General features: G+C 74.2%; 8 protein-coding genes. 5 read left to right on the forward strand and 3 right to left on the reverse strand.

Annotated features, from left to right (window positions below):
• Nucleotides 1-19: 19 nt before the first annotated feature.
• Nucleotides 20-1,999, reverse strand: coding sequence for a propionate catabolism operon regulatory protein PrpR (gene prpR, locus MNZ29_RS10685; RefSeq protein ID WP_242355135.1), 1,980 nt, complete (start codon nucleotides 1,997-1,999; stop codon nucleotides 20-22).
• A 297-nt stretch (nucleotides 2,000-2,296) separates the two neighbouring features.
• Between prpR and MNZ29_RS10690 the strand changes: the two genes are divergently transcribed.
• The 5 genes from MNZ29_RS10690 to MNZ29_RS10710 all read left to right on the forward strand — a co-directional run bounded on the left by MNZ29_RS10690 (nucleotide 2,297) and on the right by MNZ29_RS10710 (nucleotide 9,792).
• The gene (locus MNZ29_RS10690; RefSeq protein WP_242355137.1) at nucleotides 2,297-3,454 is read left to right on the forward strand and encodes an acyl-CoA dehydrogenase family protein; all 1,158 of its coding nucleotides are present in this window, start codon (nucleotides 2,297-2,299) and stop codon (nucleotides 3,452-3,454) included.
• 67 nt (nucleotides 3,455-3,521) lie between these two features.
• Complete coding sequence (locus tag MNZ29_RS10695; protein ID WP_242337755.1) at nucleotides 3,522-4,691, forward strand: isovaleryl-CoA dehydrogenase; 1,170 nt, start codon at nucleotides 3,522-3,524, stop codon at nucleotides 4,689-4,691.
• A 136-nt stretch (nucleotides 4,692-4,827) separates the two neighbouring features.
• Nucleotides 4,828-6,435 carry a carboxyl transferase domain-containing protein gene (locus MNZ29_RS10700; RefSeq protein WP_242355139.1) on the forward strand — a complete coding sequence of 536 codons (1,608 nt, stop codon included), beginning with the start codon at nucleotides 4,828-4,830 and terminating at the stop codon, nucleotides 6,433-6,435.
• A gap of 17 nt (nucleotides 6,436-6,452) precedes the next feature.
• Entirely contained in the window at nucleotides 6,453-8,456 is a 2,004-nt protein-coding gene (locus MNZ29_RS10705; protein ID WP_242355140.1) for an acetyl-CoA carboxylase biotin carboxylase subunit, read from the forward strand.
• A 43-nt stretch (nucleotides 8,457-8,499) separates the two neighbouring features.
• Nucleotides 8,500-9,792 carry an acetyl-CoA hydrolase/transferase family protein gene (locus MNZ29_RS10710; protein ID WP_242337761.1) on the forward strand — a complete coding sequence of 431 codons (1,293 nt, stop codon included), beginning with the start codon at nucleotides 8,500-8,502 and terminating at the stop codon, nucleotides 9,790-9,792.
• 6 nt (nucleotides 9,793-9,798) lie between these two features.
• Here the strand turns inward: MNZ29_RS10710 and MNZ29_RS10715 are convergent, their stop codons facing one another.
• Nucleotides 9,799-11,817: a PAS domain-containing protein gene (locus MNZ29_RS10715; protein ID WP_242337763.1), complete on the reverse strand. Its 2,019-nt coding sequence runs from the start codon at nucleotides 11,815-11,817 to the stop codon at nucleotides 9,799-9,801.
• Nucleotides 11,818-11,936: 119 nt separating this feature from the next.
• Entirely contained in the window at nucleotides 11,937-14,315 is a 2,379-nt protein-coding gene (locus MNZ29_RS10720) for an alpha-amylase family glycosyl hydrolase (RefSeq protein WP_242337766.1), read from the reverse strand.
• Between the last annotated feature and the right edge of the window lie 157 nt (nucleotides 14,316-14,472).

Raw genomic sequence — 14,472 nt, forward strand, 5'->3', positions numbered from 1 at the left:
GGCGTCGAGCGTGGACGGCTCAGGCGCCCGCCTTGAGCTTCCGCCACAGCGTGGAGCGGCCGATGCCGAGCCGACGCGCGGCCTCCGACTGGTTGCCGCCCACCTCGTCGAGCACGCGCCGGATGAGCTCCCGCTCCTGCTCGTCGCGGGCGCTGCGCAGGTCCGTCGGCCGTGCGCCGGCCGCGCTGCCGGAGGCGGGCTCCCTGCGGCGCGCGGGCGGGGCAGCCTCTCCCGGCCCCTCCTCCGCGAAGAGCTCCGGCACGATCCGGCGCAGCGCACCCTCCGCCACGGCCGCGTCCGGCTCGCGGTCCGCGAACAGCACCGCGACGCGCTCGACCACGTTCTCGAGCTCTCGCACGTTGCCCGGCCAGGAGTAGCCGTCGAGCCGCGGCAGCAGCAGGGCGAGCGCCCGCGCGTGCGCGCCGGGCGCGCCGTGGCGGAGGAGCGCGCGCTGCAGGAGGTCCGCCGCGATCGCGGCGAGGTCCTCCTCGCGGTCGCGCAGGGGCGGCAGGTGCAGCTTCAGGATGTTGAGCCGGTAGTAGAGGTCGTCTCGGAACTCGCGCGCGGCGACCGCCTGCTTGAGATCCTTGTTGGTCGCGGCGATGACGCGCACGTCCACCGGCGTCGGGTCGTTCGAGCCGAGCCGCAGCACCTGCCGCTCCTGGAGCACGCGGAGGAGCCGGGTCTGGAGGGTCATCGGCATGTCGCCGATCTCGTCGAGGAAGATGGTCCCCGTGTGCGCCGCCTCGAAGAGGCCCGGCCGCCCGCCGCGGCGCGACCCGGTGAACGCGCCCTCGTCGTAGCCGAACAGCTCCGACTCGAGGAGCGCCTCCGGGAAGGCGGCGCAGTTGATGGCGACGAAGGGGTGGTCGCGGCGGGTGCTCGCGTTGTGGATGCCCTGCGCGACGAGCTCCTTGCCCGTGCCGCTCTCGCCCGTGACGAGCACCGTCGCGTCCGTGCGCGCGTAGCGCTCGGCGAGGGCGCGCACCTCCTGCATCGCGGGCGAGCTGCCGGCGATGCTCGAGAGGAGGTGACGCGCGACGAAGCGCCGGGGCCGGTAGCGGGAGCGCAGGTTCCGGTCGAGCCGCTGGATCGTGCTCGCGTCCTGGCAGGTGAGCACCGCGCCGCGCGGGCCGCCGCGCTGCCTGAGCGGGATCCGGTGCACGACGAGGGTGCGGTTCCCGATCCGCTGCACGTCGTCGAGCTCGGCGTTCCCGGTCTCGAGCACCCGCGCGAGCGAGAGGTCGGGCGCGAGCTGCGAGAGCTTCCTGCCGAGGACCTCGGCCGCGGAGGCGGCGAGGAGCCGCTCCATGGCGGGGTTCACGGACTGGATCCGCTCCTCGGGGTCCACCGCGACGACGCCCTCCACGAGGTGATCGAGGATGCCGCGGAGCCGCTCGCGCTCGGCGTCCTCCGCGTGCACGGCGCGGGCGACCTCGATGGCCTGCTCGATGGCCTCGCAGACCGAGTCGCGCGCGTAGAGGAGCACGGTGCGGAGCCCGGCCCTCTCGGCGACGTCGCAGACCGGCCCCGGGCCGACGACGACCTCGAAGCCGCGCGCGGCGAAGTCCGCCACGGCGGCGCGCGCGTCCTCCAGCGTCTCGTAGGGTCGCTGCTCGAGGACGACGCCCAGGCTCTCCGCGAAGGCCTCCACGCCCGCGAGCGCCTTGCGGAACGGGATGGCCGCGACGCGCCGCGCGAGGCGGCAGGCCTCGGCGAGCGCCTGGAGGACGTCGCTCGCGGAGGGGGAGACGAGCACCACCGGCACCGGCGCGTGGTCGCGGAGGTAGGCCGCGTTCCAGCCCGCCGCGACGAAGACGTCCACCTCCTCGCCCGACTCCACCCGCGCGCGCGCGATCTCGAGCGCCTCCTCGAAGACCTTGTCGAACACGCGGACGTCGGCCGCGCCCGCGTAGCTCGGCGCCACGCCCTCGAACACCTGCCTCAGGCGGCTCGTGCTGAACACCCAGATGATCGGCCGGCGACTCGGGTCGGGCATCGCGTCTCCGTGGTGCTGTTGCAGAGATGAAGCATATCTGTGTCAGCGTGGAACAGGGAGGCCGAACGGGGCGCTGAACGCGTCCAGGAGTCGCGGCGGGCGTTCCCGCCGCGCGAACTGGAGCGGCGGGGCGTGCGAGCCAGCGCCGGAGGTGTTTCAGCGGTGAGGCAGCCCCTCGTTCATCCCGCCGCCGGTCGGGACGCGCGATCCCGCCGGAAACCTTCGTGACGGCGGGGGGATGCGTTCGGGCTTGCCTCGGGACGCGGCCGCGGTCCGCTCGATGCACACCGTCCTCGCATGAACCTCGAGCTGACCGAGGCGCAGAAGGCGATCCAGACGACCGCGCGGGAGTTCGCGCAGGCCGAGCTGGAGCCGGTCGCCGCGCAGCTCGATCGGGAGTTCGACCGCCGCGTCTTCGTCGCGAACCTCAAGAAGCTCGCCGACCTCGGCCTCACCGGCCTCGAGGTGAAGCGCGAGCACGGCGGCTCGGAGGCGGGGGCCATCGCCTTCAGCGTGGCGATGACCGAGATCGGGCGGGTCTGCGCCTCGACCGCGACCACCCTCGTCCTGAACGACATGGTCGCGGAGGTCATCCAGGACATCGGCACCCCGGAGCAGAAGGCGCTCCACCTGCCGAGGCTCTGCGCCGGCGAGTACCCCGCCGCGAGCTTCGCCCTCACGGAGGCCGGCGCCGGCTCGGACGCCGCCGCGGTGGCGACCACCGCCGTGCCGGACGGCGACGGCTGGATCCTGAACGGCGCGAAGCGCTTCACCATGAACGCGCCGTTCGCGGGCGTCTTCCTCGTCTGGGCGGTCACCGACCGCGCCGCACCGAAGGGGAAGGGGATGAGCTGCTTCCTCGTGGAGGCGGGGACGCGAGGGCTCCGCGTCGGCCGGACCGAGGACAAGCTCGGCCAGCGCGCCACCGCCACCACCGAGCTCGCGTTCCACGACTGCCGCGTCCCGCGCGGCGCGCTCGTCGGCCGGCTCAACGACGGGTTCCGCATGGCGGTGACCGAGCTCGCCCGGGCCCGCATCGGCATCGCCTCGCTCGCGCTCGGCATCGGCCTCTCGGCGATGGACTTCGCCACGCGCTACGCCTCGCGGCGGGTGCAGTTCGACGACAGCCTCACGGCGCTGCAGGGCGTCCAGTGGATGATCGCCGACGCGTACACCGACCTCGAGGCGGCGCGGCTCCTGCTCCTGAGCGCCGCCTGGCGGAAGGAGCGCGGCCAGCCGTTCGTGAAGGCGGCCTCGATGGCGAAGCTCTTCGCGACCGACGCGGCGAACCGCGCCTGCTACACCGCCATGCAGCTGATGGGCGGCGCCGGCTACACGCGCGCGTACCCCGTCGAGCGCTACGCGCGCGACGCGCGGCTCACCTCGATCTACGCGGGGGCGAACGAGCTCCAGCGCGTGATCATCGCGGGAGAGATCCTGAAGGAGCTCGCGTGAGGCGCGGCCTGCCCGCCGCCTCGCGCGAGGCGGGATCGCCCGCGCACCCCGCGGAGGAGACCCGACCATGAAGACCCATCCCGCCCTCGACCTCGGCCTCGGCGAGACCGCCGACCTCCTGCGCCAGTCGGTCCGCGACTTCGCCGCGCGCGAGCTCGCGCCGCGCGCCGCGGAGATCGACCGCGCGAACCACTTCCCGATGGACCTGTGGCCCAAGATGGGCGCGCTCGGGCTCCTCGGCATCACGGTCTCCCCCGAGTACGGCGGCGCCGGCATGGGCTACCTCGAGCACGTGGTCGCGATGGAGGAGGTGAGCCGCGCCTCGGCCTCGGTGGGGCTCGCCTACGGCGCCCACTCGAACCTGTGCGTGAACCAGATCTTCCGGAACGGGAGCGACGCGCAGCGGCGGCGGTACCTGCCGAAGCTCGTCTCCGGCGAGCACGTCGGGGCGCTCGCGATGAGCGAGCCCAACGCCGGCTCGGACGTGGTGAGCATGCGGCTCCGCGCCGAGCGCAGGGGAGATCGCTACGTCCTGAACGGCAGCAAGATGTGGATCACGAACGGCCCGCACGCCGACGTCGTCGTCGTGTACGCGAAGACCGACCCCGCCGCCGGGCCGCGCGGGATCACCGCCTTCCTCGTGGAGAAGGGCTTCCCCGGCTACTCCACCGCGCAGAAGCTCGACAAGCTGGGCATGCGCGGCTCCGACACCTGCGAGCTGCTCTTCGCCGACTGCGAGGTGCCGGCGGAGAACGTGCTCGGCGAGGTAGGGCGCGGGGTGAACGTCCTCATGAGCGGGCTCGACTACGAGCGGGCGGTGCTCGCGGGCGGGCCGCTCGGGATCATGCAGGCCTGCCTCGACGTGGTCCTCCCCTACGTGCACGAGCGCGAGCAGTTCGGCCAGCCCATCGGCACGTTCCAGCTCATCCAGGGGAAGCTCGCCGACATGTACACGACGCTCTCCGCGTGCCGCGCCTACGTCTACGCGGTCGCGCGGGCGTGCGGCGCCGGCCGGACGAGCCGCAAGGACGCCGCCGGCGCGATCCTCTACGCGTCGGAGCGGGCGACCCGGATGGCGCTCGACGCGATCCAGTGCCTGGGCGGGAACGGGTACATCAACGAGTTCCCCACCGGGCGGCTCCTGCGGGACGCGAAGCTCTACGAGATCGGGGCGGGCACGAGCGAGATCCGCCGTATGCTCATCGGCCGCGAGCTCTTCGACGAGACCGCCGCTTGAGCGACCGAGAGACGATGCGAGACCCGCCGGCGAGCGAGGCGAGCCCGGCCCGGGCGGCGGCGACGAGGCGCCTCCGGGGCGGGGGCCCGGCCCCCGTCAGGGCACCGGCGCGCAACACCATCGGGAGACGGTTCGCATGAGCGTGCTCGAGAGCGCGGTGGATCCGAGGTCCGCGGAGTTCCGGCGCAACGCCGAGGCGATGCGCGGGCTCGTGGCCGACCTGCGCGAGAAGGTCGCGGCGGTCGAGCAGGGCGGCGGCGAGCGGGCGCGCGCGCGCCACGTGGAGCGCGGCAAGCTCCTGCCGCGCGAGCGGATCCGCCAGCTCCTCGACGTCGGCTCCCCCTTCCTCGAGCTGTCGCAGCTCGCGGCCTTTGGGATGTACGGCGGCGAGGTCGCCTCGGCGGGGATCATCGCCGGCGTCGGGCGGGTGAGCGGGCGCGAGTGCGTGGTGGTCGCGAACGACGCCACCGTGAAGGGCGGCACCTACTACCCCGTCACCGTGAAGAAGCACCTCCGCGCGCAGGAGATCGCCCGCGAGAACCGGCTGCCCTGCGTGTACCTCGTGGACTCCGGCGGCGCGAACCTCCCGCAGCAGGACGAGGTGTTCCCGGATCGCGACCACTTCGGGCGCATCTTCTACAACCAGGCGAACCTGTCGGCGGCGGGGATCCCGCAGATCGCGGTGGTGATGGGCTCGTGCACGGCGGGCGGCGCGTACGTGCCGGCCATGTCCGACGAGAGCGTCATCGTGCGGAAGCAGGGGACCATCTTCCTCGCCGGGCCGCCGCTCGTGAAGGCGGCCACCGGCGAGGTGGTGAGCGCGGAGGACCTCGGGGGCGCCGACGTCCACTGCCGCACCTCCGGCGTCACCGACCACTACGCGATGGACGACGCGCACGCGCTGCGCATCGCCCGCGGGATCGTCGCGAACCTGAACCTCGTGAAGCGCCCCGGGCTCGCGCTGCGTCGCCCGGCGGAGCCGCGCCACGATCCGGAGGAGCTCTACGGGGTGGTCCCCACCGACACCCGCAAGCCCTACGACGTCCGCGAGGTGATCGCGCGCATCGTGGACGGCTCCGAGCTCGACGAGTTCAAGCGGCTCTACGGGACGACGCTCGTCTGCGGGTTCGCCCACGTCTTCGGCTACCCGGTGGGCGTCGTCGCGAACAACGGGATCCTGTTCTCCGAGTCGGCCCTGAAGGGCGCACACTTCATCGAGCTGTGCGCGCAGCGGGGCGTGCCCCTCGTGTTCCTGCAGAACATCTCGGGCTTCATGGTGGGCAGCAAGTACGAGGCGGGCGGCATCGCCAAGGACGGCGCCAAGATGGTGACCGCCGTCGCGTGCGCCCGGGTGCCGAAGTTCACCGTGCTCATCGGCGGCAGCTTCGGCGCCGGCAACTACGGGATGTGCGGGCGCGCGTACTCCCCGCGCTTCCTGTGGAGCTGGCCGAACGCGCGCATCTCGGTGATGGGCGGGGAGCAGGCGGCGAGCGTCCTCGCCCAGGTGAAGCGCGACGCGCTGGAGGCGCGCGGCGAGCGGTGGAGCGCGGAGGAGGAGGAGGCGTTCAAGGCCCCCATCCGCGAGCAGTACGAGACGCAGGGGCACCCCTACTACGCGAGCGCCCGGCTCTGGGACGACGGGATCATCGATCCGGCCGAGACCCGCACCGTCCTCGGGCTCGGCCTCTCCACCGCGCTGAACGCGCCCGTCGAGGCGACCACGTTCGGCGTCTTCCGGATGTGACCTCGGAGACCCACGGCATGTTCGAGAAGATCCTGGTGGCCAACCGCGGGGAGATCGCCTGCCGGGTGATGCGCACGGCGCGGCGGCTCGGCGTGCGGACCGTCGCCGTCTACTCCGACGCCGACGCGCGGGCGCTGCACGTCGCGATGGCCGACGAGGCGTACCGCATCGGCCCGGCGCCGGCGCGCGAGAGCTACCTCGACGCCGCCGCCATCCTGGACGCGGCGCGGAGGAGCGGCGCGCGCGCGATCCACCCCGGCTACGGCTTCCTCTCCGAGAACGCCGACTTCGCGGAGGCGTGCGCCGCCGCGGGCCTCACCTTCATCGGCCCGTCGGCGGCGGCCATCCGCGCCATGGGCTCGAAGAGCGCCGCCAAGAAGATCATGGGAGAGGCGGGCGTCCCGCTCGTCCCGGGCTACCACGGGGACGACCAGCGCCCCGAGACGCTCGCCGCGCAGGCGGAGCGGATCGGCTACCCGGTGCTCGTCAAGGCGACCGCGGGGGGCGGCGGGAAGGGCATGCGCGCGGTGGCGGGGCCCGGCGAGCTCGAGGCCGCGCTCGCGGGCGCGCGGCGCGAGGCGCTCGCGGCGTTCGGCGACGACCGCGTCCTCCTCGAGCGCTACCTCGCGAAGCCGCGCCACGTCGAGATCCAGGTGTTCGGCGACACGCTCGGCGCCGTCGTGCACCTGTTCGAGCGCGACTGCTCCATCCAGCGCCGCCACCAGAAGGTGCTCGAGGAGGCGCCGGCGCCGGGGCTCGGCGCGGGCCTGCGCGAGCGGATGGGCAGGGCGGCCGTCACGGCCGCGCGCGCGATCGGCTACGTCGGCGCGGGCACGGTCGAGTTCCTCCTCGACGAGGACGGCCAGTTCTACTTCATGGAGATGAACACCCGCCTGCAGGTGGAGCACCCGGTCACCGAGCTCGTCACCGCCCAGGACCTCGTCGAGTGGCAGCTCCGCGTCGCGGCCGGCGAGCCGCTCCCGTGCACGCAGGAGGACCTCGTCACCGCCGGCCACGCCATCGAGGCGCGCGTCTACGCGGAGGACCCGGCGCGCGACTTCCTCCCCGCCACCGGGACCCTCACGCACCTGCGCGCGCCCGCCGAGAACGCCCACGTCCGCGTCGAGACGGGCGTCCGGCAGGGGGACGTGGTCAGCGTCCACTACGATCCGATGATCGCGAAGCTCGTGGTCTGGGACGTCGACCGGCCCGCGGCCCTGCGCCGGCTCCGCGCCGCGCTCGCCGAGTACCAGATCGTCGGCGTGGCGACGAACCTCGCGTTCCTGTCCGCCGTGGCCGCGCACCCGGCGTACGCCGCGGCGGACCTCGACACCCGCTTCGTCGAGCGGCACCGCGCCGGGCTCGTGGCGGAGGCGGCGCCGGTGCCCGACACCGTGCTCGCGCTCGCCGCGCTCGACGTGCTCCTCGCGCGGAGCGAGGAGGCGGCGGCGGCGGCGCGCGAGTCGCACGATCCCCACTCGCCGTGGCACCGGACCGACGGGTGGCGGCTCAACGCCGACGCCCACCACGTGCTCACCTTCGACGACGGCGAGCGGCGCGCCCGGGTCGTCGCGCACTACCGGCCCGGCGGCCACCTCCTCGAGCTCCCCGGCGGCACGATCCTCGCGCGCGCCGAGCGCGACCCGGCGGGCGACCTCCTCGCGGACCTCGGCGGCGCGCGGACGCGCGCGACCGTCGTCCGGGGCGGCGACGCGATCACGATCCTGACCCCCGGCCACGCGCACCGGCTCGGCCTCTTCGACCCGGGCGCCGCGGCGGCGGACCGCGACGCGGACGCGGGGCGGCTCACCGCCCCGATGCCGGGGAAGATCGTGGCGGTGATGGTGGAGCCGGGCGCGGAGGTGAAGAAGGGCGCCCCGCTCGTGGTGCTCGAGGCGATGAAGATGGAGCACACCATCACCTCCCCGCGCGACGGCAAGGTGGCGGAGCTGCACTACGGCGTGGGGGCGATCGTGGAGGAGGGCGCGCAGCTCCTCGCGCTCGAGGTCCACGAGGCCTGAAGGGGTCCTCGCGCCGGCGCACCCGGCCCGGGAGGGGGAGCGAATGGCGAGCGCGGAGGAGCTGTACCGGCAGAGGCGCTGCACGCCCGAGGAGGCGGCCGCGATCGTGCGGTCCGGCGATCAGCTCGTCCTGCCGATCTGTGCGGCGGAGCCGACGCTGTTCGTGAAGGCGCTCGGCGCGCGCAGGCACGAGCTCTCGGGCGTCGTGGTGCACCAGCAGCACACCCTCACCGGCGCGTACCTCGACCGGGAGTCGGCGCCGCACGTGAGGCTCTGCTCCTGGTTCACGAGCGCCGCCTCGCGGACGGCGGTGCAGGAGGGCTGGGCGGACTTCGTCCCGAACCACTTCCACGAGGTGCCGCGGCTCCTCCGCGAGCACTGGCCGGTGGACGTGGTCGGGACGGTCGTCTCGCCGATGGACGAGGACGGCTTCTTCACCTGCGGCCTCTCCGTGGCCTACACGATGGCGGCGCTCGGCAAGGCGAGGGCGGTCGTGGTGCAGGTGAACCCCGCAGCGCCGCGCACCCGCGGGGACTGCCGCATCCACGTGTCCCAGGTGGATCGCATCATCGAGTGCGAGGACCCGCTCTTCGAGCTCGCGCCCGCGCCGGTGACCGAGGTGGAGCGGGCCATCGGCGGCTGCATCGCCGAGCTCATCGAGGACGGCTCCACGCTCCAGCTCGGGATCGGCGGGATCCCGAACGCGGTCTGCGCCGCCCTCACCGGCAAGCGGGGCCTCGGGATCCACACCGAGATGCTCACCGACGGCGTGGTGGACCTCGTGCGCTGCGGGGCCGTGGACAACTCGCGCAAGACCACGCACCCGGGGACGTCGGTCGCGACGTTCGCGCTCGGGACGCGCCGGCTCTACGACTTCATGCACGAGAACCCGGCCGTCGAGATGCACCCGGTCGACCACACGAACGATCCTCGGGAGATCGGCCGGAACGACCGCGTGGTGGCGATCAACTCCACCCTCGAGGTCGATCTCCTCGGCCAGTGCTGCTCGGAGGCGATCGGCCCCGCGCAGTGGAGCGGGAGCGGCGGGCAGGTGGACTTCGTGCGGGGCGCGAACCTGTCGCGCGGCGGCAAGAGCTTCATCGCGGCGCCGTCCACCGCGAGGAAGGGGACCGTGTCGCGCATCGTGGCGGCGCTCGAGCCCGGCGCCGTGGTCACCACCGGCAAGAACGACGTGGACCACGTGGTGACCGAGTACGGGGTGGCGCGGCTGCGCGGGCGGACGGCGCGGGAGCGGGCGCTCGCGCTCATCGCCATCGCCCACCCGGACTTCCGGCGCGAGCTCACCCTCGCCGCGCGGCGCCTGAACCGGATCTGAGCCTCGTCACGAGGCCCCGAGCAGCGCCTCGAGGCGCTCGAGGGGCGGCGGCTTCGGCAGGTGGGCGTCGAAGCCCGCCTCCCGGGCCTTCTCCAGATCCTCTCGCTGCGCGTAGCCGCTCAGGGCGACGAGGCGCGTGCGGCGCAGCCGCTCGTCCGCGCGCAGGGCGCGCGCGACGTCGAACCCGCTCATGTCCGGCAGGCCGATGTCGCACAGGACCACGTCCGGCCGCAGCTCGCCGGCGAGCGCGATCCCGGTCCGTCCGTCGCGCGCGAGCGCGACCCGGTGGCCCGAGAGCTCGAGCAGGTCCGCGAGCGACTGCCCGGCGTCGAGGTTGTCCTCGACGATGAGCACGCTCCGGCCCGTGGGCGCGTCGCGCTCCCGCGCGGGGCCCGCCTCCGCCTCGGGGGTCGGCGCGAGCGGCAGGGTGACGACGAGCTCCGCGCCACGGCCGGGGCCCTCGCTGCGTGCGTGCGCCGTGCCGCCGTGCAGCTCGGCGAGCCCGCGCACCAGCGCGAGCCCCAGCCCGAGCCCGCCGCGCGTGCGCGCGAGGCTGCGCTCCGCCTGCGCGAAGGGCTCGAACATGCGCTCGAGCTCGCCGGCCTCCATCCCGACGCCGTCGTCGCGCACCCGGAGCTCCGCCTGGCCCCGCGCCACGCCGGTGTGGACGGTGACGGTGCCGCCCTCGGGCGTGAACTTCGCCGCGTTCTGGAGCAGGTTCCCCACGATCTGCGAGAGGCGGGTCGGATCCCCGTCCACCCAGATGGCGCCGGGCACCGTGTCGAGGTGCAGCGCGATGCCGCGGGCGTCGAAGATGGCGCGGTGGTCGTCACACGTGCGGCGCGCGACGTCGCGCAGGTCGAGGCGGCGCGGCTGGAGCTGGATCTTCCCCCGCGTGACGCGGGTCACGTCGAGCAGGTCGTCCACGAGGCGGGTGAGGTGCTCCGTCTGGCGATGGATGACCTCCCGCGCGCGCGCGGCCTGGGGGCTGTCCGGCGCGGCGCGGGCGAGGAGCTGGATGCTGCTCAGGATCGGCGCGAGGGGGTTGCGGAGCTCGTGGGAGAGGACGCTGATGAACTCGTCCTTGCGGCGGTCCGCCTCGCGCAGCCGGTCGTTCGCCTCGCGCAGCGCGTCCCCGACCCGCTTGCGTTCGGTGATGTCGCGCGAGATGCCGAGCAGGCCGATGACGTTGCCGTCGGCGTCGCGGTAGGGCGTCTTGCGGGAGAGCCAGACGCGCGGGCGGCCCTCGGAATCGGGGACGTGCTCCTCGACCTCGGCCGGCGCTCCGGTCGCCATGATGCGCCCGTCGGTCTCCATGATCTGCCGGGCGACCGCGGGATCTGCGAGGAACTCGAGGTCCGTCTTGCCGAGGAGCTCGGCGGCGGGCTTGCCGACGAGCGCGACGGCGCCGGGGTTCGCGAAGCGCATCCGCCCGTCGCGGTCCTTCGCGAAGATGACGTCGCCCGAGGTGTCGCTGATCGCGCGCAGCAGGGTCGTGCTCTCGCGCAGCCGCTCCTCGGTGCGCTTGCGCTCGGTCACGTCGGAGAAGAAGACGGCGAAGTACCCCGGCTTCGGCCGGTACGCCGTCGCCTCGTACCAGCGGTCGAGATCCGCGAAGTGCCGCTCGTAGTGGACCGGCGCTCCGGTCCGGGCGACGTTCCCGAGGAGCTCGATCCAGCCGGCGGGGTCCTCGCGCAGGCCGGGCAGGACCTCTGTGATGCGGCGCCCGAGCACCGCGTCGCGGGACAGGCCGGTCTGGGTCTCGAACGCGAGGTTCGCCTCCTCGTGGACGTAGTCGACCGGGCGATCGCCGTCGAAGATCACGCGGCAGAGCGTGAACCCGCTCGTCATGTGCTGGAACAGCTCGCGGTACTTCGCCTCGCTCTCCCGCAGCGCCTGCTCCGCCCGCGTCAGCTCGTCGACCGTTCGCTCCAGCTCCTCGGTGCGCGCGCGGGCGCGATCCTCCTCCGCGCCCGGCTCGCGCGGGATGGACGGGATCGATCGAGGGCTCGGGTGCTCGGGCATGCAGGCTCCAGCCGGACGGCGTGCCCGGCGATCCCGCTTCCTTTACCGGGGCGGCCGGGTTCTTCAACGTCTCGCGCATCCGCCGTGCCCGGGCGGCCGGTCCGCCGCCCCGCGCTCCGTCAGCGCGCCTCCAGCACGACGAGCCCGCAGGCGGGGAGGACGACCTCCAGCACGCCGGAGGAGGATCGCCGCGGCGAGGCGCCGTCTCCGACGCCGGCGCCGCCGTAGACCGCGGCGTCGCTGTTGAGGATCGCGTGCCACTCCGCGTCGGGGAGGCCGGCGCTCTCGAGCAGGTACCCCGCCGCGAAGGGACGGTTCGCGAGGCTCGCGACGACGAGCAGCTCGGCGTCCCCGCGGAGGAACGCGATCACGCGGTTCGCCTCGTGGCGGTGCACCGTCGTGAGCCGGCGCGAGCGCAGCGCCGGCCGGCCGAGCCTGAGGCGGATGAGCTCCTGGTACCAGCGGAAGAGCCGTGCGCCGAGGCCGCGGCGCAGGCCGAGGAGGTCCTCCCGGTGCTCGAGGAAGTCGTCGTGGCGGTAGGGGTTCGCCGCCCCCACCTCCTCGCCCATGAGGAACATCGGCGTCCCCGGCGAGAGCAGCGAGAGCCCCGCGACGACCCGGCAGCGCGCCTCGGCGAAGTCGCGCGTCGCGCCGGCGAGGGGCGCACCCTGCACCGCGAGGACGATCGTGCGGGCGGAGCCGGAGGAGTTCCCCGCCTCGTCGTGGGACTCGTGGTAGACGACCTTGCGGTCCGCCGCGCCGTGCAGCGCGCCGTCGAAGCGGTCGATCCCGAGCGGACGGTCGTCGCCGTATCCCGCCTCGGCGAGGAGCGCGGCCCAGCCGCCCTCGGCGCGCGGTCCGGCGAGGTGGTGGAAGAAGTCCACGTACCAGGCGGCGTCGAAGCCGAGGCCTCCCTCGTCGAGCGGCCGGGTCACCTCGGCCCAGCCGGTGTGATCCTCGGCGACGAGCATCACGGAAGGGCGGATGAGGCGCAGGGTCCGCGACCACTCGCGGAGCATCTTCGCGCCGTAAACGTTGGCGCGCGGCACGGGGGCGCCGCCCGGCTCGTTCAGGCGGTTGTCGCGGTGGATGGCGTCGAGGAGGTCCACCCGGAAGCCGTCCATGTGGAACTCGTCCACGAGCATGGCGGCGCTCGAGGCGAACAGCCGGCGCACCTGCTCCTCGCAGTAGCGCGGCGCCCACCCGGAGGAGCCGTTGTTCACGTAGCCGCCCTCGGGCCGCGAGTGCTCCCCGGGCACGCCCTCGTACCAGTAGTAGAGGTTCCGCTCCGGCGCGGCCGAGTCCACCTGCCACTCGGCCCGCGCGGCGTTCAGGTCCCAGTGGTTGTAGACGACGTCCTGGATGACGGCGACGCCGCGGCGGTGACAGGCGCGCACGAACCGCATGAGGGCGTCGCGCCCGCCGGCGGTGACCTCGATGGCGAGGTGGTGCGAGTTGCCGTAGCCCCACGCGGCGTCGCCGCTGAACTCCGCCATCGGCAGGAGCTCGACCGCGTTCACGCCGAGGGGGACGAGGTGCGCGTCGAGCAGCGCCTCAGCGTCCTCGAGGTTCCCGGCGTCGGGACGGCCGACGCCGAGCGCGCCCACGTGGAGCTCGTAGATGACGAGGTCCTCGAGCCGGGAGGGCACCGGACGCGCGGGGTCGTACTCGTCGCACCAGAAGTCAGCGCAGCCGATGAACGCCTCTTCGCCGCGCCTGGGCGCCGGCACCGTCTCCGGGTCCACCACCGCCGAGCAGCTCACCGCCCCGTCGAGCCCGGCGGCCGTGCCGCCGTAGATGCTGCCCCGCGGGTCGAAGCTTCCCTGGCCCACCTGCCAGCGCGAGTAGAGGTCCGTGCGGTAGGACACCGACCCGTCGTCGCGCGTCACCCGGAACACGTAGGGCGTGAACTCGCAGCGGCCGTACTCGAGGAGCGCGGGGTCGCCGGCGCGGGTCTCCCAGATTCCCCCGCCGGCGGGCGCGAGCGGCAGCGGCGGCAGCGGGGCGCTCCCCGCGCCGTCGTCGGAGACGTAGCCGTTCGTCCCGTCGCCGAGCACCACCTCCACGGCGCGGGCGTTCGGCGCCCACAGGGCGAAGCGCAGCGCGCGAGCGCCGCCCTCGCGGGGGATCGGGTTCGCGCCCAGGCTGCGGCCGAGGGCGAGGTGGTAGCGCTCCACCTGACCGCCCTCCCGCAGCGTGAACGACCGCACGGTCCGGCGCGAGAGCGAGTCGTCCTCCTCCGTCGCGACGAGGCACCGGCGGCCCCAGGGACCGTCCCCGAGGACGTCCCACTCGAAGCGCTTGCCGACCTCGGTCGCAGGGAAGGACACCGTCGCCTCGAATCCCGGGCAGCCGTCCTCGCAGGTGGCCTCGGCCATCGGCCGCTCGCTCCACGCGCCGCCGGCGCGCCCGAGCGCGTCCCAGCTCCCGCGCAGCAGCGCGTTCGCGAAGCGCGACCTCAGGAGGCCGCTCGAGTACACGAAGCGTACGTCCGGCATGCGGAGCGTCTACGCGCGCCACCGGCGTGCGTCGAGGGCCCGCGCGGACGCGCACGAAAGGCGCAGGAGGCGCCGGCTCGCCGGGCGAGCGCGGGCCTCCGCCCGCGGCGGCCGGCGGGGGGGGTCCCGGGACGGCCGCCGCGGGGCGGGCCTCACC

The sequence above is a fragment of the Anaeromyxobacter sp. SG64 genome (assembly GCF_022690745.1).
GTDB lineage: Bacteria > Myxococcota > Myxococcia > Myxococcales > Anaeromyxobacteraceae > Anaeromyxobacter > Anaeromyxobacter soli.